Annotated in this window: 23 protein-coding genes and 4 tRNA genes; 4 read left to right on the forward strand and 23 right to left on the reverse strand. The window is 59.9% G+C overall.

What is annotated here, in order from left to right; all coding sequences use genetic code 11:
- Positions 1-71: 71 nt before the first annotated feature.
- Both I9185_RS07385 and I9185_RS07390 read right to left on the reverse strand, forming a co-directional pair.
- The gene (locus I9185_RS07385) at positions 72-461 is read right to left on the reverse strand and encodes a GFA family protein (protein ID WP_171630747.1); all 390 of its coding nucleotides are present in this window, start codon (positions 459-461) and stop codon (positions 72-74) included.
- Between the two features lie 20 nt (positions 462-481).
- Positions 482-1,468 carry a D-glycerate dehydrogenase gene (locus I9185_RS07390; RefSeq protein WP_171630745.1) on the reverse strand — a complete coding sequence of 329 codons (987 nt, stop codon included), beginning with the start codon at positions 1,466-1,468 and terminating at the stop codon, positions 482-484.
- 198 nt (positions 1,469-1,666) lie between these two features.
- Here I9185_RS07390 and I9185_RS07395 point away from each other — a divergent pair, with 198 nt between their 5' ends.
- The 3 genes from I9185_RS07395 to I9185_RS07405 all read left to right on the forward strand — a co-directional run bounded on the left by I9185_RS07395 (position 1,667) and on the right by I9185_RS07405 (position 3,379).
- Positions 1,667-2,128, forward strand: coding sequence for an SH3 domain-containing protein (locus I9185_RS07395; RefSeq protein WP_171205541.1), 462 nt, complete (start codon positions 1,667-1,669; stop codon positions 2,126-2,128).
- A gap of 96 nt (positions 2,129-2,224) precedes the next feature.
- Positions 2,225-3,214 carry an NADPH:quinone reductase gene (locus I9185_RS07400; RefSeq protein ID WP_210092679.1) on the forward strand — a complete coding sequence of 330 codons (990 nt, stop codon included), beginning with the start codon at positions 2,225-2,227 and terminating at the stop codon, positions 3,212-3,214.
- A 90-nt stretch (positions 3,215-3,304) separates the two neighbouring features.
- Positions 3,305-3,379: transfer RNA gene (locus I9185_RS07405), tRNA-Gln, on the forward strand.
- A gap of 274 nt (positions 3,380-3,653) precedes the next feature.
- On the opposite strand, the gene I9185_RS07410 is transcribed toward I9185_RS07405, so the two are convergent.
- The 18 genes from I9185_RS07410 to I9185_RS07490 all read right to left on the reverse strand — a co-directional run bounded on the left by I9185_RS07410 (position 3,654) and on the right by I9185_RS07490 (position 13,510).
- The gene (locus I9185_RS07410) at positions 3,654-4,112 is read right to left on the reverse strand and encodes a DUF6538 domain-containing protein (RefSeq protein ID WP_210092680.1); all 459 of its coding nucleotides are present in this window, start codon (positions 4,110-4,112) and stop codon (positions 3,654-3,656) included.
- A gap of 61 nt (positions 4,113-4,173) precedes the next feature.
- Positions 4,174-4,248 (reverse strand) — tRNA-Phe (locus I9185_RS07415).
- Positions 4,249-4,327: 79 nt separating this feature from the next.
- Positions 4,328-4,510 carry a DNA gyrase inhibitor YacG gene (gene yacG, locus I9185_RS07420; RefSeq protein WP_171634093.1) on the reverse strand — a complete coding sequence of 61 codons (183 nt, stop codon included), beginning with the start codon at positions 4,508-4,510 and terminating at the stop codon, positions 4,328-4,330.
- Entirely contained in the window at positions 4,507-5,529 is a 1,023-nt protein-coding gene (locus I9185_RS07425) for a ribonuclease E/G (RefSeq protein ID WP_210092681.1), read from the reverse strand. Before I9185_RS07425 ends, yacG begins: the two co-directional genes overlap by 4 nt.
- On the reverse strand, positions 5,526-6,104 hold the full coding sequence (locus I9185_RS07430; protein ID WP_171634104.1) for a Maf family protein: 579 nt from the start codon (positions 6,102-6,104) through the stop codon (positions 5,526-5,528). Before I9185_RS07430 ends, I9185_RS07425 begins: the two co-directional genes overlap by 4 nt.
- An 11-nt stretch (positions 6,105-6,115) precedes the next feature.
- Positions 6,116-6,334, reverse strand: a complete 219-nt coding sequence (infA, locus tag I9185_RS07435; RefSeq protein WP_005978431.1) for a translation initiation factor IF-1 — start codon at positions 6,332-6,334, stop codon at positions 6,116-6,118.
- 91 nt (positions 6,335-6,425) lie between these two features.
- A complete protein-coding gene (locus I9185_RS07440) occupies positions 6,426-7,301 on the reverse strand; it encodes a carbon-nitrogen hydrolase family protein (RefSeq protein WP_171722824.1) in 876 nt (291 codons plus the stop codon).
- Between the two features lie 67 nt (positions 7,302-7,368).
- Complete coding sequence (locus tag I9185_RS07445; protein WP_171722823.1) at positions 7,369-7,638, reverse strand: DUF4242 domain-containing protein; 270 nt, start codon at positions 7,636-7,638, stop codon at positions 7,369-7,371.
- A 62-nt stretch (positions 7,639-7,700) separates the two neighbouring features.
- The gene (locus I9185_RS07450; RefSeq protein ID WP_210092682.1) at positions 7,701-8,294 is read right to left on the reverse strand and encodes a GNAT family N-acetyltransferase; all 594 of its coding nucleotides are present in this window, start codon (positions 8,292-8,294) and stop codon (positions 7,701-7,703) included.
- Positions 8,287-8,685 (reverse strand): ketosteroid isomerase-related protein, encoded by a 399-nt coding sequence (locus I9185_RS07455; protein WP_210092683.1) that lies wholly within the window; start codon positions 8,683-8,685, stop codon positions 8,287-8,289. Before I9185_RS07455 ends, I9185_RS07450 begins: the two co-directional genes overlap by 8 nt.
- 2 nt (positions 8,686-8,687) lie before the next feature.
- A complete protein-coding gene (locus tag I9185_RS07460; RefSeq protein ID WP_171634118.1) occupies positions 8,688-9,140 on the reverse strand; it encodes a low molecular weight phosphatase family protein in 453 nt (150 codons plus the stop codon).
- Between the two features lie 3 nt (positions 9,141-9,143).
- Complete coding sequence (locus I9185_RS07465; RefSeq protein WP_171722821.1) at positions 9,144-9,623, reverse strand: UPF0262 family protein; 480 nt, start codon at positions 9,621-9,623, stop codon at positions 9,144-9,146.
- 98 nt (positions 9,624-9,721) lie between these two features.
- Positions 9,722-11,023, reverse strand: a complete 1,302-nt coding sequence (gene hisD / locus I9185_RS07470; RefSeq protein ID WP_210092684.1) for a histidinol dehydrogenase — start codon at positions 11,021-11,023, stop codon at positions 9,722-9,724.
- A 61-nt stretch (positions 11,024-11,084) separates the two neighbouring features.
- A complete protein-coding gene (locus I9185_RS20360) occupies positions 11,085-11,381 on the reverse strand; it encodes a GNAT family N-acetyltransferase (RefSeq protein WP_348539723.1) in 297 nt (98 codons plus the stop codon).
- A 3-nt stretch (positions 11,382-11,384) separates the two neighbouring features.
- On the reverse strand, positions 11,385-11,606 hold the full coding sequence (locus tag I9185_RS20365) for a hypothetical protein (protein ID WP_245223426.1): 222 nt from the start codon (positions 11,604-11,606) through the stop codon (positions 11,385-11,387).
- Positions 11,607-12,083 carry a DUF2948 family protein gene (locus I9185_RS07480; RefSeq protein ID WP_210092685.1) on the reverse strand — a complete coding sequence of 159 codons (477 nt, stop codon included), beginning with the start codon at positions 12,081-12,083 and terminating at the stop codon, positions 11,607-11,609.
- A complete protein-coding gene (murA, locus tag I9185_RS07485) occupies positions 12,080-13,348 on the reverse strand; it encodes a UDP-N-acetylglucosamine 1-carboxyvinyltransferase (protein ID WP_152458871.1) in 1,269 nt (422 codons plus the stop codon). The genes I9185_RS07480 and murA overlap by 4 nt, the downstream gene beginning before the upstream one ends.
- A 6-nt stretch (positions 13,349-13,354) precedes the next feature.
- On the reverse strand, positions 13,355-13,510 hold the full coding sequence (locus I9185_RS07490) for a hypothetical protein (RefSeq protein ID WP_171118532.1): 156 nt from the start codon (positions 13,508-13,510) through the stop codon (positions 13,355-13,357).
- Between the two features lie 83 nt (positions 13,511-13,593).
- On the opposite strand from I9185_RS07490, the gene I9185_RS07495 reads away from it, so the two are divergent.
- A tRNA-Thr gene (locus tag I9185_RS07495) sits at positions 13,594-13,668 on the forward strand.
- A 385-nt stretch (positions 13,669-14,053) separates the two neighbouring features.
- Here I9185_RS07495 and I9185_RS07500 read toward each other — a convergent pair.
- From I9185_RS07500 to I9185_RS07510, 3 genes are all read right to left on the reverse strand, one after another.
- A tRNA-Met gene (locus I9185_RS07500) sits at positions 14,054-14,130 on the reverse strand.
- A gap of 72 nt (positions 14,131-14,202) precedes the next feature.
- The gene (locus tag I9185_RS07505; RefSeq protein ID WP_210092686.1) at positions 14,203-15,189 is read right to left on the reverse strand and encodes an alpha/beta hydrolase; all 987 of its coding nucleotides are present in this window, start codon (positions 15,187-15,189) and stop codon (positions 14,203-14,205) included.
- Positions 15,190-16,662, reverse strand: a complete 1,473-nt coding sequence (locus I9185_RS07510) for an NAD(P)/FAD-dependent oxidoreductase (RefSeq protein WP_209832373.1) — start codon at positions 16,660-16,662, stop codon at positions 15,190-15,192.
- Between the last annotated feature and the right edge of the window lie 227 nt (positions 16,663-16,889).

The following is a 16,889-nucleotide window of genomic DNA, read 5'->3' on the forward strand; positions in this document are numbered from 1 at the left end:
GCGCGCCGAACACGCTCTGAACAAGTCCAACCTGCACGCCATCAGCAAATGGCCGGCGTCCGCAGCACGCGTTAAGCCTTTGCGTCGCCCACCAATCGATCCTGATCATAGCGGGTCATACCGCGGAACTCGGGCAACCAAGCTTCACGCCGGATTACCCAGCTTTCATATGTTGGCGCCAACTGATCTGGCGCATCAAGGCATCCAAGATGCACCTCCACTTCGGTTCCGCTGCGCGCAAAGACCGGAGAGCCGCAGCCGGGGCAAAAATACCTGTTAGCATAACCACGCGCTTCGCCGGAAACCTCTATTCTGTCGTCCGGGAAAACGGCCGCCGCATAGAAAACCGCGCCATGATGCTTGCGGCAGTCCAAACAGTGACAGATTCCGACCCGCAGAGGACGACCCGAAGCCCTGATGCGCAGATTTCCACAACGGCACCCTCCTTCATAGACGTCCATTCCTGCTCCTTTCCAGAGCGCTAGAGCATTGCTGGCACAACCTGATCCGGCGGGCGGTGGCCATCTTCGAAGGTCTTGATGTTGATGATGACCTTCTCGCCCATCTCCACCCGGCCCTCAAGCGTGGCTGATCCCATATGAGGCAACAGAACCACATTGGGCAGCTGCCGCAGGCGCGGGTTCACGTCAGTGCCCTGTTCGTAGACATCCAGCCCCGCCCCCGCAATTTCACCTGCGCGGATCATCCGGGTCAGGGCGTTTTCGTCCACAACTTCACCACGTGACGTGTTCACGATCACTGCCGAGGGTTTCATCAGTTTCAGACGACGTGCGTTCATAAGATGGAAGGTCGACGGCGTTGAGGGGCAATTGACCGAGATCACATCCATCCGCGCGACCATCTGATCGAGGCTTTCCCAATAGGTTGCCTCCAGCTCCTGCTCGGTCTCGGTGCGCAACCTGCGGCGGTTGTGATAATGGACCTGCATTCCAAACGCTTTCGCACGCCGCGCCACCGCTTGCCCGATCCGGCCCATGCCCAGAATGCCCAGACGACGACCACCGATACGGCCTCCCAGAAACGCGGTGGGCGCCCAGCCGGACCAATCTCCCTGCTGCATCACGCTCAGACCTTCGGGAATGCGTCGGGTAACGGCCAGAATCAGGGCCATGGTCATGTCGGCGGTGTCATCGGTCAGAACCCCCGGCGTGTTCGACACCAGAATCCCACGCTGGCGCGCTGTGGACACGTCAATATTGTCGACACCGGCACCGTAATTGGCGATGAGCTTCAGCCTTTCGCCCGCCTGCCCCAGCAGACCGCCATCAATCGCATCAGTCACCGTAGGCACCAGGACATCGGCGTCCTGCACTGCGGCCACCAGTTCTTCGCGCGTCATCGGAGTGTCATCGTCGCGCAAGCGCACATCAAACAACTCGCTCAAACGTGTTTCGACCGCTTCGGGCAACCGTCGCGTAACGACAACACTCAAACGTTCTCTTGGCACCTCGGCCCTCCCACTGCTTTGCAAACGGACGCGCGCCATGGCATCGTGGCGCAGGATAAGGCGGGGCACAAGAACCCCTTTGGCATTGAGTCGACCTTTTTTCGGAACCGGATCAACAGGCATAAGAGCAGGCAGTCAGTGAGTGGTATTCGACCGGTAAATCGCCGCTGTCTGGCGGCACTATCCGTATTTCTGATCATGTTCGGCGCATGGGCTGCTCATGCCGACGTGAAACGAGGATCCGTCACCAACCTCCCCCTGCCCCGTTATGTCTCGATGAAAGCAGCAGAAGGCAACGTGCGACGCGGACCTTCTTTGACACATCGAATCGACTGGGTGTTCAAACGGCGCGGAATGCCGCTTCAAGTCACTGCCGAATACGGCAACTGGCGACGGGTTCAGGACCGCGACGGCGCCGGAGGCTGGGTTCACTACGCCCTGTTGTCGGGTGTTCGGACAGTACTGATTGAATCCGAAATGCTGCCTGTCTATGCCCGACCCGATCCGACCTCCCCCGTGAATGCGCATTTCGAATCCGGGGTCGTGGCCCGACTGGGAACCTGTTCGCTGGACTGGTGCCGGATCACCGCCGGCGGGTATCGGGGTTGGACCTTGAAGTCGAACCTTTGGGGGGTCGACCCGTCCGAGATTCGCGAATAACCACAGGGCCGACCTTCCCCCGCGTTGCGGACACGCGACAAGGTGTTTGAGTTTCCTGCCGATATGCTGTGAAACTCGACCAAAACGGAGGCGATCATGCGCGCAGTTACATATTCCAACTTCGGAGACCCGGCCGATGTCCTGCGGATGCAGGACCTCTCTCCGGTCCCGCCGGGTCCGGGCGAGGTCACGGTAGAGCTGTCCTTTTCCGGAGTGAACCCTTCCGACGTCAAAGCCCGCGCCGGGACCAGACCGGGCGTGACAGAGCCTCCGTTCCCCCTGATCATCCCGCACAGTGACGGCGCTGGTGTGATTTCGGCCGTTGGCGACGGAGTATCCGTATCTCGGATCGGGCAGCGCGTGTGGATCTGGAACGGGCAATGGCAACGCCCTTTCGGCACCGCCGCCAGCCACATCACCCTTCCCGATGCCCAGGCCGTGGCTCTGCCGGATGCGGTGTCGATGCAGACCGGCGCGATTCTGGGCATTCCCGGTCTTACCGCCTGCCACGCGGTGTTTTCAGGCGGCTGCCCCGATGGGCAAACGATCTTGATACACGGTGGCGCGGGCACCGTCGGCTTTCTGGCCGTTCAGCTTGCCAAATGGGCAGGCGCGCGCGTGATCGCGACCGCCAGCCCTCGCAACTTTGACCGGGTCCGAGAAGCCGGCGCAGATATCGTGATTGATTACGCCAGCAAGGATCTTTCCTCCGAAATTCTCGATGCAAATGAAGGAAAGACAATCGGCCGAATTATCGACGTCGAATTCGGCCGGAATATTCAAACAAACGCCGCGGTCATTGCCGAGAACGGTCGCATCAACGCCTATGGCTCTGCCCAAGACATGACCCCCGTGTTTCCATTCGGACCGATGATGTTCAAAGCCATGACGCTTGAGACCATTTTGATTTACCTTCTTCCGCTGGATCTTCGTACCAAAGCCGTGGAAACCCTTCACAAGGCATTGACGGATGGCGCTTTGACCTGCCCTGTTCAAAAGGTCTTTGCACTGGAAGAATGCGCATCTGCGCATGCAATGGTGCAGGATGGAAACCGGACCGGAGCCGTGTTGATCGACACCCAATGACTGCCCTGAAAAAAATCGGTTCAACCTGAGTTTTTTTGACAAAACGCTCTTGATCCCCGCCAACAACAATCGTAGATAGCCGCTCACTGTTGGGGTGTAGCCAAGTGGTAAGGCAGCGGTTTTTGGTACCGTGTATCGTAGGTTCGAATCCTACCACCCCAGCCATGATTTTCTCTAGAATCACGCACTGAGAATTTGGCCGCCTATTAGCGCGTGTTTTCAGCAGGTTATCATCCGGCTACTCCAGCTGAGACCCGAGTTTATGCGCAACAATGGTCGATTTCGGGCCGCAGTCTCAGTTCGCCATTCCGGCGGTACGAGTTTGGTGACCTTGGGAGAGTCTGTAGATCTGAGTTCAGCAAACTGCTTGTGCTCACCTGACCAGATCGCCGGGAAGCCCGACCTGATCAGGTAATCCGCGGTCAGACCGTCAGGTTGTTCACCCGTTCACGTCGGCTTTGATATAGACTTCAAGGTGTTTGTCGCCACAGACATCAATCACGTAGCCGCACGTTCTCTCGGCACCCCGGTGAAACGTCACGGGGCGTCCTTGACCTTTCTGTGTAAGATAAATCTCGACTGCCTCTGACAACAGCACAGAAGCAGCAGAAGTCTCGTTTAGAACAACTGGCGCTACGGCGGAGTTGGCTGCGCCAAGACGCAACATGTACTTTCCACGCAGTTGCGCATCCTTCGACTTCAGATGAAGCCGATACTCATCCAGTTGATCAGCTGCTCTTCTTGCTATCGTCGCCGCTACGTTTACCGAGTGAGTACGCAAAGAAAATGCGATCCGAGAAGAAGAGTAGTAGCGGCAAAGCTCCTTGGGGATGCGGCGACTGAAGTAAAAAACACCCTCTTTCACGAAGGTGTACTTGGGTGAAATGGTCTCTGCCATGGCCTACGGCTCCAACCTGCTGTTAAAAGCCGGAGTGAAGCCAAGGGCTTACCTGAGGAAGTGGTGCCCGGGGGCGGAATCGAACCACCGACACGAGGATTTTCAATCCACTGCTCTACCCCTGAGCTACCCGGGCACGGGAACGACGTTCGTCGTTGGGTGGGGGCCTTCTATGACTTGCTACCAGCGGTGTCCAGAGGCTTTTTCACATTTTTTCAATGCGGTCGCTTTGGCGTGAAGTCCTGCGTGTCATCCTCGGCTTCAAGGTCATCTTCGCGCTGCGACGGAACCGAGTAGGACCCGTTCAGCCACTTGGCCAAATCAATGTCCGCACACCGCCTGGAACAAAACGGACGAAACTTCTGCTCGGTCTCGCCTCCGCAAATCGGGCAGTTCATTTCAGGATCTCCATTACAGGAACGCGACCACGCTTTCGCTGCAACTCAAAGTGGCCCAGCGGGGTCCAGCCTGCAAGAATCGTCTCGTCCGGGTCTGATCTGAACGCGGCACGCAAAGCGGACTCAAACCCGCGGCGATCCTTCTTTGGCATGGGAGCGAGGTCCAGCGTTATCTGACCAGCCAGCCCACGTACGCGCAAAGCACGGGGCAGCATCTTGGCGCAGGCGAAATTGGCCTTGATGCCCGCCGCCAGCGAGGTGTCCGCTCCGGTGTTCACATCCACGGCGACCAACGCGCGTGTGGGTTCGATGTAAAGATACCCTCCGCCCGGCAAAGGCTCGGACGCTCCACGCACGGTATCCAGCGCATCCAGAACGCCGTGGGTTTCGAACCCGCCCGCCTGTGTCACGACTTCGGCCGGGTCGGTCCAGTCGCGCCAGGCAAGGATATGGGGGCTGTCACCTTCGCTGAGAAGTTCAGGCTCGGTCCCGTCGTCATTCATCACCTGCTCGGCCTGCGTCAACATGGCCGAGAGGTCTTCCGAGATCTCTTCGGCATCCGCACCAGCGCAGCAGGAGCGCAGGATCAATCCATAGGCGCTGTCACCCATCTGCTCGTGGGCGATTTCAAGCAGTTGATCGCGTGTGTCCTCGTCCTTGATACTGCGCGAAATGTTCAGGCCCGGAGCGTCCGGCGTAACAATCGCATAGCGGCTTTTGAAGAGGATGCGATTGCTCACCGGTATGGCTTTGCCTGGCTCTGCAAAGCCGGTAACCTGTACCAACAACAGGGCACCGGGACCCAAGCCTTTGACTTGTCGCAGGAAAGCAGGGCCATCTGGCGTGGTCAGGAACATTCCGCCCTGCCCCTTGACCAGGCGGTCAGCGCGGGCGCGATAGATCGTGCCGGGCGCGGGTGCGTCTGTGGCGATCAAGAAGTCATCCAACTTGCCGTCGACCATCAGCGCAGCCGCTTCGCGGCCTTGGATGTGGTCCAGAACAATGGTGCGACCTTTCATGATGCCTCTCGATACAGTGGATAGCCGATGCCTTGCAGCAAGGCCGCGGTCTCGGACAGGGGCAGGCCAACGATGCCTGTAAACGACCCCGAAATCCATGGAATGAAAGCCCCTGCGGGCCCCTGAATCGCATAGGCGCCTGCCTTGCCGCGCCAGTCTCCGGTCGCCAGATAGGCGTTGATCTCGACATCCGACAGGCGTTTGACCTTGACCTGTGAGACGACATCACGCTGCAGCACACGGTCTCCGCGCCGGACCGCAACCGAGGTGATCACGCGGTGACGACGACCAGACAGGGAATGCAGAAACTCCGCTGCCTGCCCCGCATCCTCGGGCTTTCCCAGAATCCGACGCCCCAAGGCCACGGTGGTATCTGCACAGAGGGTAACGTCACCTCTATCTGCCTGAACAGCCTGCACTTTTTGGCGCGTGATGCGGTGGCAATACGGAACCGGAAGCTCGCCCTTCAAGGGCGTTTCGTCGATGTCAGGAGGGCAAATGGCATCGGGCCGCACGCCAAGCTGGGCCAGCAGGTCCAGCCGTCTTGGGCTGCCCGATCCGAGAATGAACGCCATTGCGGCAGGCGTTACTTGAAGCGATAGTTGATCCGACCCTTGGTCAGATCATATGGGGTCATCTCGACCTGAACCTTGTCGCCGGCCAGAACACGGATGCGGTTCTTGCGCATCTTGCCTGCCGTATGTGCGATGATCTCATGGCCGTTTTCCAGCTCGACCCGAAACGTCGCATTAGGCAGGAGTTCCTTCACGACACCGGGAAATTCGAGCGTATCTTCCTTGGCCATGTTGTCTCCATCATTACGTTGCACCCGCAGAATCTGCGGGGGTGTGCGCTTAAATGAGCCTATTTCGGCCTTATTTCAAGGGCGGAATCACCTAAAGAGCGGATATTGTGACCGATTCGACTCGGGCGGCCTGTTCCTCCCAATGGGTTCGGTTCAGCACGTGACCGTCCGCGCGGACCTCGGCGATGGCTGACAGGTCGACATCCGCATAGGTCCAGCCCGGCTGATTCAAAGTGCCTTCGGCCAGCACACCGGTGGCCGGGAACCCCTTGTCGGGCGGGCCAAAGACGCCTCCGGTCCCGGTGTTCATATCCACCGCCTCGGACCACTGGTTGTTCCCGACCAGCGAGGCCATGACCGTAACGCATTGATTTTCCAAAGCTCTTGACATTGCGCCAATCCGCACGCGCCAGTAACCCGAAAGCGCTTCGGTACAGGATGGCGCAAGGATCAGGTCTGCCTCGCTCAGCGCGCGGCCCAGCAACGGAAACTCGCTGTCATAACAGATCAACACACCGATCTTGCCCAGTGCGGTGTCGAACAGCTTGAGCGGACCGCCCGGGGCGATGTCCCAATCCTCGCGTTCGAACCGGGTCATGATCTGTTTGTCCTGATTATCGAAACTGCCATCCGGCGCGTAGAAGGCGGCACGGTTCACCGGACGCCCGGGGCCATCAACAACCGGCGCCGACGCACCCAGAATGTAGGTTTTGTACGTCTTGGCGAGGCGGGTGTGCAGGTTTTGTACATCCTCCATCCGGTCGGACACGGCCCGGATCGACCGCTCCAAATCGCCGGCAATCTCGGCCCCTTCGAGGGTCGACAGCTCCATCGCGCCATATTCGGGAAAGACCAGCAATTCGGCCCCCTGCCCTGCGGCCTGGGACACCCACCCCTCAAGCTTGTCTTCGAATTGCGCCCAGCTATTCAGCCAGTCGAGGTTGTAGGCGGCAGTTGCGACTTTCATGGCAGCGTCCCCGTTCGGTCAAATTCGCGTGACCTTAGTCGCGGACGCAGACCGGAGTACAGCCCAATTACCCTGCGGTCGTCGGATCGATGATCGTGGTCACTTCGGTGACCGTGTTGGCCGGGAACCCGCTGAGTTCCGCATGCTTGTGGATCGCGTCCTCGCTCTCGGCCAGATAGATGCAAAAGGTCTTGTCACCAGCAACATAGGAATGCTCCCACTGCACGCCGGGTATTTGCGCCAGCGCTTCGTTCGACTTCGCAGACGCGCCGCACAGTTCGTCACCGGACATGGAACCGACACCCGGAAGATCGCGTTCGATAACATAGCGTTTCATGGCAATTCCCCCACAGAAAACCCAACACTACCATGATTCGGGAATTTTTTTGCGTTTGGCGTTCAGAGATCCCGGATCCAGAACTGCAACGGCTTCAGCGTCTCACCCTCTTCCCCAATGTCTTTCCACGAAAACTGTGCGATCGCACCGGGCAATGGTTCATACCCCCGCGCGCGCCAGAAGGCATCCAGCGGGCGGTAATTGTCGGGCCGCATCGGATGATCTGCCGGGCGTTGCACGCCGCAGAATGCGCATTTGGTGAAACCCAGCGCGCGGGCGTGGGCTTCGCGTTCGTCAAAGAACCTGTGGCCGACACCCTGCCCACGATAGTCGGGCAACAGCACCGATTCGGCGCAATAGAAGATGTCATGCAGGTCAAGCCCGGAGCCCTCGAAGGCCGCCGCGAAATCGTCAGCGTGGTCAGTCAGCGGTGCGCCGGTCGAGGCGCCGATCAGGCGGTCGCCGTCGAAGGCGCCAATCACGATGGCCTTGTCGCTGTCGCGGTAGGATTGCAGGTATTTGCGTTCGTATTCCAGATCGCCGTCATAGAGGTAGGGCCAGGCGTGAAACACTCTGATCCGCAGGCGGGCGACATCGTCCAGAGCGGCCCCGAGTGCCGCTCCGGTCAGGGGGCGGACGTCGGTGACCTCAGCCATTCGAAACCTGTTTGGTCCAGTCTGCCAGGTTGTAGAAAGTGGTGACGCGGGAGATCTTGCCATCCTTCAGGTCGAAGAACGAACCGGCAGGCAGGCGGTACGTCTGGCCATGCGCATCCGGAAGGCCATCATCGGTTTTCAGGTAGGTGCCGTTGACGATGAATTCGGCTGCGGCGCGGGTGCCGCCTTCGGCTTCGAACACGACGATGTCGGTCAGGTTTTCTTTGTAGCACCGGTTCATATGCGCGCAGAACGCGGCGAACTTGTCCTTGCCAATGCGGATCTGGCCTTCGTTCACGTGATGGGCCACGTCATCGGACAGGCAGGCCAGCATGGCATCCACGTCACCGGCATTGAAGGCTTCGAAATAGGTTTTGACGGTCTGGTTCATGGTCACTCCGTAGGTTCGCCCCAGCGGTCTTTCAGATGTTTGATGATCTGATCGCGGGTCTGTCGGTAGTGATGTAGCTTTTCTTCGCGGGTCTCGCCCAACCCGGTAGGGTCCATTATTGGCCAATAATCGACATCGAGGTGAAAAACCCGGGTCAGTTCCAGCGCCTGCCGCTGACTGGCGGGTGAAAGCGCCACCACCAGATCAAACGAGCTGAGGTCATCACCCCATTCCTGCATCTCGTCAAAGGAGCGTGAGCGGTGGCGGGACAGTTCCACGCCGACCTCGTGGCAGACGGCGATGCTGAAGCCGTCGATTTCCAGATCGTTATGCACGCCGGCGGACTGAACATAGGTGCCGGTGCCATAGAATTTCTTCATCAGCCCCTCGGCCATCGGGGACCGAACCGCGTTGTGGTCGCAACAGAACAAGACCGACTGCGGCAGAGGCTTCACGCGTCAGCCCCCAAAATGCAGAACGCAGATCAGCGTGAACAGGCGACGGGCGGTGTCGGTGTCGACATCTGCCTTGCCTTCCAGCCGTTCCTGCAACACGCGGCTGCCTTCGTTGTGGATACCCCGGCGGGCCATGTCGATGGTTTCGATCTGGCTGGGCGGCAGTGATTTCACCGCATCGAAATAGCTTTCGCAGATCTGGAAGTAATCCTTGACCACCTGCCGGAAGGGACCGAGCGACAGGTGAAACTCGGCCGCTTTTTCGTTGGCCTCGGTTTCAATGTCGAAGACAAGCCGTTTGTCGCGGATCGAAAGCTGAAGGCGATAGGGGCCTTCGGGCACAACGCGGTCGTCGCGTTTGGGCAGCGAGAAGCTGTTTTCTTCCAGCAGATCATAGATGGCAACCTTGCGTTCCTGCTCGATCTCGGGCGTGGGCGGCGGCAGATTTCTATCATCCAGTTCGATATGCGAGATGCGGGTCATCTTTACAGTCACATTCCTTGCGTCAGCACAGACCTATAGCAATGATATTCAACGGGCAACGCACAGAAACGCCATATGCGCCAGGTCTTTGCGTCATTTCAGCCATTCAGGCGGTTCAGGCGCGCGGTGACCGAGAGGCCATGCGCCTCGAGGCTTTCCGAGCACGCCAACTGTTCGGCGGCAGGACCAATGGCGCGCAGGGCTTCGGGGGTCATCTGGCTGAGCGTGGTGCGTTTGAGGAAATCCAGCACGCTGAGGCCTGACGAAAACCGTGCCGAACGCGCGGTGGGCAACACGTGGTTGGGACCGCCCACATAATCACCGATGGCTTCAGGTGTGTACTGGCCCAGAAAGATGGCCCCGGCGTGGATGGTTTTTTCGCTCAGCGCCACCGGGTCTGCGACGCAAAGCTCCAGATGTTCCGGGGCGATACGGTTCGATAGGATTGCAGCCTGATCCAGATCACGGACGGTGATTATGGCACCGAAGTCGCGCCAGCTGGCCCCGGCGATGGCGCGGCGTTGCAGGGTTTCGAGGCGTTTTTCGACCGCCTTAGCGACGCTTTGGCCAAAAGCGGCATCATCCGTGATCAGGATCGACTGCGCACTTTCATCGTGTTCGGCCTGGCTGAGCAGGTCCAGCGCGATCCAGTCGGGATCGTTGTTCTTGTCGGCGATAACCAGAATCTCGGAAGGGCCCGCAATCATGTCGATGCCGACCTTGCCAAAGACACGGCGCTTGGCCGCCGCAACAAAGGCGTTGCCCGGGCCCGTGATCTTGTCGACCGGCGCGATGGTGTCTGTGCCATAGGCGAGCGCCGCCACGGCCTGCGCGCCGCCGATGCGATAGACCTCGTCCACACCCGACAGCTGCGCTGCCAGCAGCACCAGCGGGTTCACCTGCCCGTCCGGGGTGGGCACCACGATGGCCAGCCGTTCAACCCCCGCCACCTTGGCCGGGATGGCATTCATCAGCACCGATGACGGGTAAGAAGCCAGCCCGCCCGGCACGTAAAGCCCCGCGGCAGAAACCGCCGACCAGCGCCAGCCCAGCGTGGCCCCGGCCTCATCCGTCCAGCTGTGATCGCTAGGCATCTGCTTTTCGTGATAGGCCCGGATGCGGGCGGCGGCCAGTTCCAGCGCCGCGCGATCCTCGGCCGAGACCTGCGTCACCGCGTCCGCGATTTCCTGAGCGCTGAAGGCCAGCGTTTCGGGCGTCAGCTCCAACCGGTCGAATTTCGCGGTCAATTCAATGACTGCCGCGTCGCCCCGGTTGCGGACATCGTCGATGATCTGCGCCACAACCGCGTCCACATCCGGGCTGTCCTCGCGCTTGGCGGACAGCAGGGCCTGAAAGGCGGTTTCGAAATCGGGTGATGTGGCGTCAAGGAAAACGGGCATGATCTGGCACTCCGGGCGTTGCGCCACGGGACATATCGCCCACGGGGCGCGGCCTCAACCCTCAGCCCTGGGGGTGCAGCGATTTGCGCATGGCAAAGCAGGTCAGGTCCCGACTGTCACTGCATTGACCGGTGACCTTCCAGCCGTGGCGCAAATAGAATTCCCGGGCGGTTTTCGTGCCGTCCAGATGCACCTCGGTACAGCCGCACGCAGCCAGTTGCCGTTCCAGCCGGTTGAGCAACGCGGCCCCCACCCCGCTGCCGACGTGATCCGGGTCAACATAGAGCAAGGTGATCTTGCCGGTTTCGAACAACCCACCGACCGCGACCACCCGCCCTTCACGCTCGGCCAGCCAGATCTGTTATCCCGGCTTGAACCAGCCCCGGATGGTCGCCGGGTCCTTGTGTGCGGTCCATTGTTCCAGATGGCCGGGATCATTGTTGTGATCGGCCACACAAAGCTGCGTGATCGACCGTATCAGCACGCGACTGATGTCGAACACATCGAACACGGTCGCGGGACGCAGGGCAATACCCTCGGGCACATTTGAAAACGCCTGAGAAATGCCGCGCTTGTTCTGCATCTATTCGGGGTGCTGTGGGGCCCGGCCGGATGGGGCCCGATATGGGCGCGTGACGTCCTTGAGCGTGGCATCCAACGCCTCGACCTTCAGGCGGATCGCGCCGTCACCCGCCAGGGTCAGCAAGACCTGGCCCGCGCCATCCTCACCGGGTTCGAATTCGACGGACAGCAGCGACATGACCATGTCTTTCTCGCTGCGATCAATGCCCTGACTGGCCACGGACAGAACGGAATCGAAGACCAGCACCGACTGCACCCGTTCAAACGGGCGGTCACGGCGGGCGGCGGCATCTTTGTCTTCCCAGCGAAAACGGTTCAGCAACAGGCCAAAGCGGCGGTGCGACGGTTGCCATTTCATCTCGGTCACGGGAAAAACCGCATCCTGCACCAGGGTCGAGATCACCTTCAGGTCATCTGCATCCTCAGCCCCCAGATTCAGCGGGGCTTCGCGCCCGTCTTCAAAACTTGCGTCCGTCATTCGCCCTTGATCCGTTCGATTTTTGCGCCCACGCCTTCCAGCTTGCGCACCACATGTTCATATCCGCGGTCCAAATGATAGACCCGGCTTACCGTCGTCTCACCTTCTGCCGCTAATCCGGCGAGGATCAGCGACACCGAAGCCCGCAGATCCGTCGCCATCACCGGGGCGCCTTTCAGGGTTTCGACACCCGTGACGGTGGCGGTGCCGCCGTGCACCTCGATATTCGCGCCCATGCGCACAAGTTCCGGGGCATGCATGAAGCGGTTTTCGAAAATGCGTTCTTCGAGAACCGAGGTGCCCTCAGCCGTGCACATCAGCGCCATCATCTGCGCTTGAAGGTCGGTCGGGAAGCCCGGGAAGGGTTCGGTCACCACATCCACAGCCTGCACACGGCCGTTCTTGCGCGCCACTTTCAAGCCGTTTTGGGTTTCGGTGACACTGACCCCCGCCGCGTCGAGCTTGGCCGCAAAGGATTCAACCAGCGCCATGCGCCCGCCCAGCAGTTCGACCTCGCCGCCGCAAATCGCCGGGGCCAGCATATAGGTGCCAAGTTCGATCCGGTCGGTGACAACCTGATGAGTGGCACCGTGCAGCCGGTCGACGCCCTGAATTTCGATGGTCGAACTGCCCTCGCCCGAAATCTGCGCACCCATCTTGCGCAGGCATTCGACCAGATCGACGATCTCGGGCTCGCGCGCGGCGTTCTTGAGCACCGTGGTGCCCTTGGCCAGCGTCGCCGCCATGACGATGTTTTCGGTGGCCCCGACCGAGGCAAATCGCATCTCGTGCACCGCCCCTTTCAGGCCGCCCGGAGCCTTGGCATGCAGATAGCCGTCCTTGAGCTCGATCTCGGCGCCCAGCGCCTCGAGCCCTTCCACATGCAAGTCCATCGGACGGGCACCAATCGCGCAGCCACCGGGCAGAGAAACAACCGCCTGCCCGAACCGCGCCAGCAAGGGGCCCAGCACCAGATTCGAGGCACGCATCTTGCGCACGATGTCATAATCCGCCGTTTGGCTGGTCAGGCTGTGGCTCGACATCGCGATCACCTGACCATCTTGCAGCGACGACACCTCGGCCCCCAGTGATTGCAGCAGAGCGGTCATGGTCTTGATGTCGCTGAGACGTGGTGCGTTCGTCAGCGTCAGCGGTTCTTCGCTCAGCAAGGTTGCAGGCATCAGCGTCAGACACGCGTTTTTGGCCCCCGCAATCGGTATCTGACCATTTAGCGGGCCGTTGCCCGTCACCAGAATCGAATCCATCTGCTCTTATCCCTTGTCCTTGTCGGCCTTGTCCCCAGAGGTCGCCCGCGCCTTGGCCTGCGCCTTGCGCCGGGCCATATTGGCCTTCAGCGCCGCTTTCAGCCGCTCTTCGCGCGCATCCCCGGATTTGCCTTGTTTTTTGGGTGAATTTTTATTCGTCATGATCTTTCTCTACAGGAGGCGAAAAAAACCGTCCAGACACCCTTGCGCCGCGTTTCGTTTGAGTCTAATCACCCGCCCACAGCGCTGCTGTAGCTCAGAGGTAGAGCACTCCCTTGGTAAGGGAGAGGTCGAGAGTTCAATTCTCTCCAGCAGCACCATGATTTCCGATTTAGTCGATGTTGTAGATATGCTCGGACTCTCGGGACACTTCCTGTAAATTCCCTGATGTGGGGCGGCGGAGGTTTTCTTGACGAACGAAGAACACGACATCGCCGAAAGCTGCACGGTCGAAATCAACTGGCAGGACGGGGATATCGCCGTGATCGACAACACACACGGGTAAAGCACGGCCGCCGGGCGATCAAGGACGCAGCCCCCCGGCTGTTTAACGGCATGGGGCGGATCTGACGCACAAGGCACGCCAGAACAAGCTGGCAGCATCTGCACAAAGACGGGTGTTGCCGGCTGGATACGTAGATACACAAGCGAAGGAGGATCCCCGGCGTTGCGGCCTCAAACCATTCAACAAAATGGGAAGGGTTTTGGTAGCGGAGGAGGGACTTGAACCCCCGACACGCGGATTATGATTCCGCTGCTCTAACCAACTGAGCTACTCCGCCGTGAGTGAGAGGCGATGTAAGCGAGGGGCCCGGGAGGGTCAAGAGGGAAATCAACCAACCTCAAGATTTCTTTCACGCCTGCTCTGATGGCTTGTCCTGCAAGGATGTCTGGGGGGATGTGGCCGCTTCGGTCATCCTGCGGATGAAGGCGGCGCAGATTTCGGGCTCTGTGATCGGAATCATGTGGCCGAACCCGTCCAGCTCTTCGTAACTCAGCCCGAATTCGGTCATTGTCGGCCCGTGCAGCGGCGGCGACAGTATCGCGTCCTGGCGGCCATACAAGATGCCCCCTGGGACGGTCAGATTCGGATAGCGCGCGACCTGCGCGTTGATACTGGCATCGACGCCGGCAACGTCCTGAGAGGCCGTGACAAAGGCGGAAGGTCGCAGGCCAAGCGCGCCACCTGCCCGGTCCAGAAAGTCATCAGGCGGGGTTTCCGGGTCAAACGCGGCACTTAACGTGTGCGGCGCGGTTTTGGACGCAAGGGGAACGGCAAGCGTGTTGCCGATCAGGCTGCGCATCCATTCGGAGCGGATCTGGAGCGGTTTGAAGATCGCCGGGGTTTCGGGCAGTTTATGCGTCAGCGGCGCCAGCAGCGCCAGACCAGCGACCCGGGCCGGGTGGTCAAGTGCCATCGCCAGTGAAACCGCGCCCCCCAGTGAATGGCCGACCAGAACGGCGCGGTCCACGCCTTTTTTGTCCAGAAACTCGGCAATCATGCCAGCCTGGTGGGGCAATTGCGCCAGCTCGGCCGTATCGCGCGTTGAATACCCGCATCCCGGCCGGTCCAGCGCGATAACGTGGTAGTCGTCGGCCAGAAGATCCACCAGCGCATAGGTAAAGTGCTGCAACTGCCCGGCCAGACCGTGAATCATGACGATGGTCTGCGCCTCGGGATTTCCCTTTTCCACATAGTGGATGCTGCCGCCGCGAACGGGTGTGATCTGACCCAGCTGCGGCACGGTTTCACGACCCCGGCGGGTAATCTTCCGGGTCCACAGGTTCAAGACAAACAGAACCGCAACAAGGACGGCGATTGCGATCAGAACGGTTGTCATTCAACTTTCTCCATTGCCAGGGGCGGCGGGTCCGTATTGCTCCAACCCTGATTGTGCCATGCGTTTCTGAAACTCGGCAACGGTGCCGGGCCACAAGGTCGTGTTTCGGCCTTCCGCATCCATGTACCAGGATGTACAGCCGCCGGCCTGCCAGACGCCGTCCGCGTGGCGGCTGTGCATTTCCCGCGTGAACGCCGCCTGTTTTGCGGCGTCTGGAGTGATTGCGGACAACCCTTCGCGCTGCATCTCGCTCAGGACCCGGCCGATATGGCCAACCTGGGCCTCGATCATCAGCACGACCGAGTTGTGCCCCAACCCGGTATGCGGCCCCAGAAGCAGGAAGAAATTGGGAAAACCCGAAACTGCGGTACCCAGATGCGCGCACATGCCATCCGACCAGGCAGAGCGCAGCGTCAGCCCGTCCGTACCGGTAATGTCCAGACGCTCGACCACGTCGGTTACGTGAAACCCGGTGCCCCAGATCAAGACATCCGCCTTGGTCCGGGTGCCATCCGCCGCGATGACCGTGTCACCTTCGATTCGAGCGACGCCCTTCGGAACAACGCTGACATTGTCGCGGGCCAGGGTCGGGTACCAATCGTTCGAACTCAGGATACGTTTGCAGCCGATCCGATAGTCGGGGGTCAGAGTCCGCCGTTCGACCGGATCGGTGATGGCGCGCTCCAATGCCTTTTGCCACATCTTCAAAGCAAAATTCACCGCGCGTTCCTCACCACGAAACACGCGGTGGCGAAATTCGAAGATCATGAATATCAGCTTGCGCCGAATGCGGGGCAAAATGGGAAGCCAAGCGTAAAGGCTGCGCACCCAGGGCGCAATCGGACCGTCCGGGCGCGGCATCACGTAAGGCGCACTGCGTTGAAAGATCGCGACGTGGCCTGCAATCTTGGCGATCTCGGGTACAAACTGAACGGCGGATGCGCCGGTTCCAACGACCGCCACGCGCTTGCCGGTCAGATCGACTTCGTGATTCCATTCGGCCGAGTGGAAACTGGGCCCCGAAAAACCGTCGGCGCCGGGGATATCCGGGATGCTGGGATAATGAAGTGCGCCAATGGCCGAGACCAGAAACCGCGCCGACCATTGCTGGCCATCCATCGTTTCAACTTGCCATCGCGTTCCATCCCACCTGGCCGATTTCAGCTCCTGCCGGAAATGGCACAGGTCATACAACCCTTCCTGACGCGCGACATTTTGCAGATAAGCCTGAATTTCCGCGCCACCGGCATAGGCGCGGCTCCAATGCGGGTTGAGATGGGTCGCCATGGAATACAGATGCGACGGCACATCACAGGCGACACCGGGATAGGTATTTTCGCGCCATGTCCCCCCGATATCATCGGCCTTTTCCAAAATCGCGATATCCTTGATACCGCGCTTGCGCGCCTCAAGCGCCATCGTCAGCCCGGCAAACCCGGCGCCGACGATCAGCATCTCTGTTTTGTGGTGCATGAGTGAGTGCCTTCTGAAACAACCCTGCGTTTATCTGTTGCAGATATATGCACTTGCCTGGCTGTGAAGTAGGTCACACAGGTAACAATGACCCGGCGTCTTTTTCGTTACGCAGGGACAAAATTATTTGGAATGACCCGTGTCGCTTATTGCAAGCACATATCGCAATCAGAGAGGTGGTTGCGCCGCGAATCCGTCAGTTTGTTTCTAAATTGGAGGATTGCCCC

This window comes from Ruegeria sp. HKCCSP346 (assembly GCF_017872595.1).
Classification (GTDB): domain Bacteria; phylum Pseudomonadota; class Alphaproteobacteria; order Rhodobacterales; family Rhodobacteraceae; genus Ruegeria.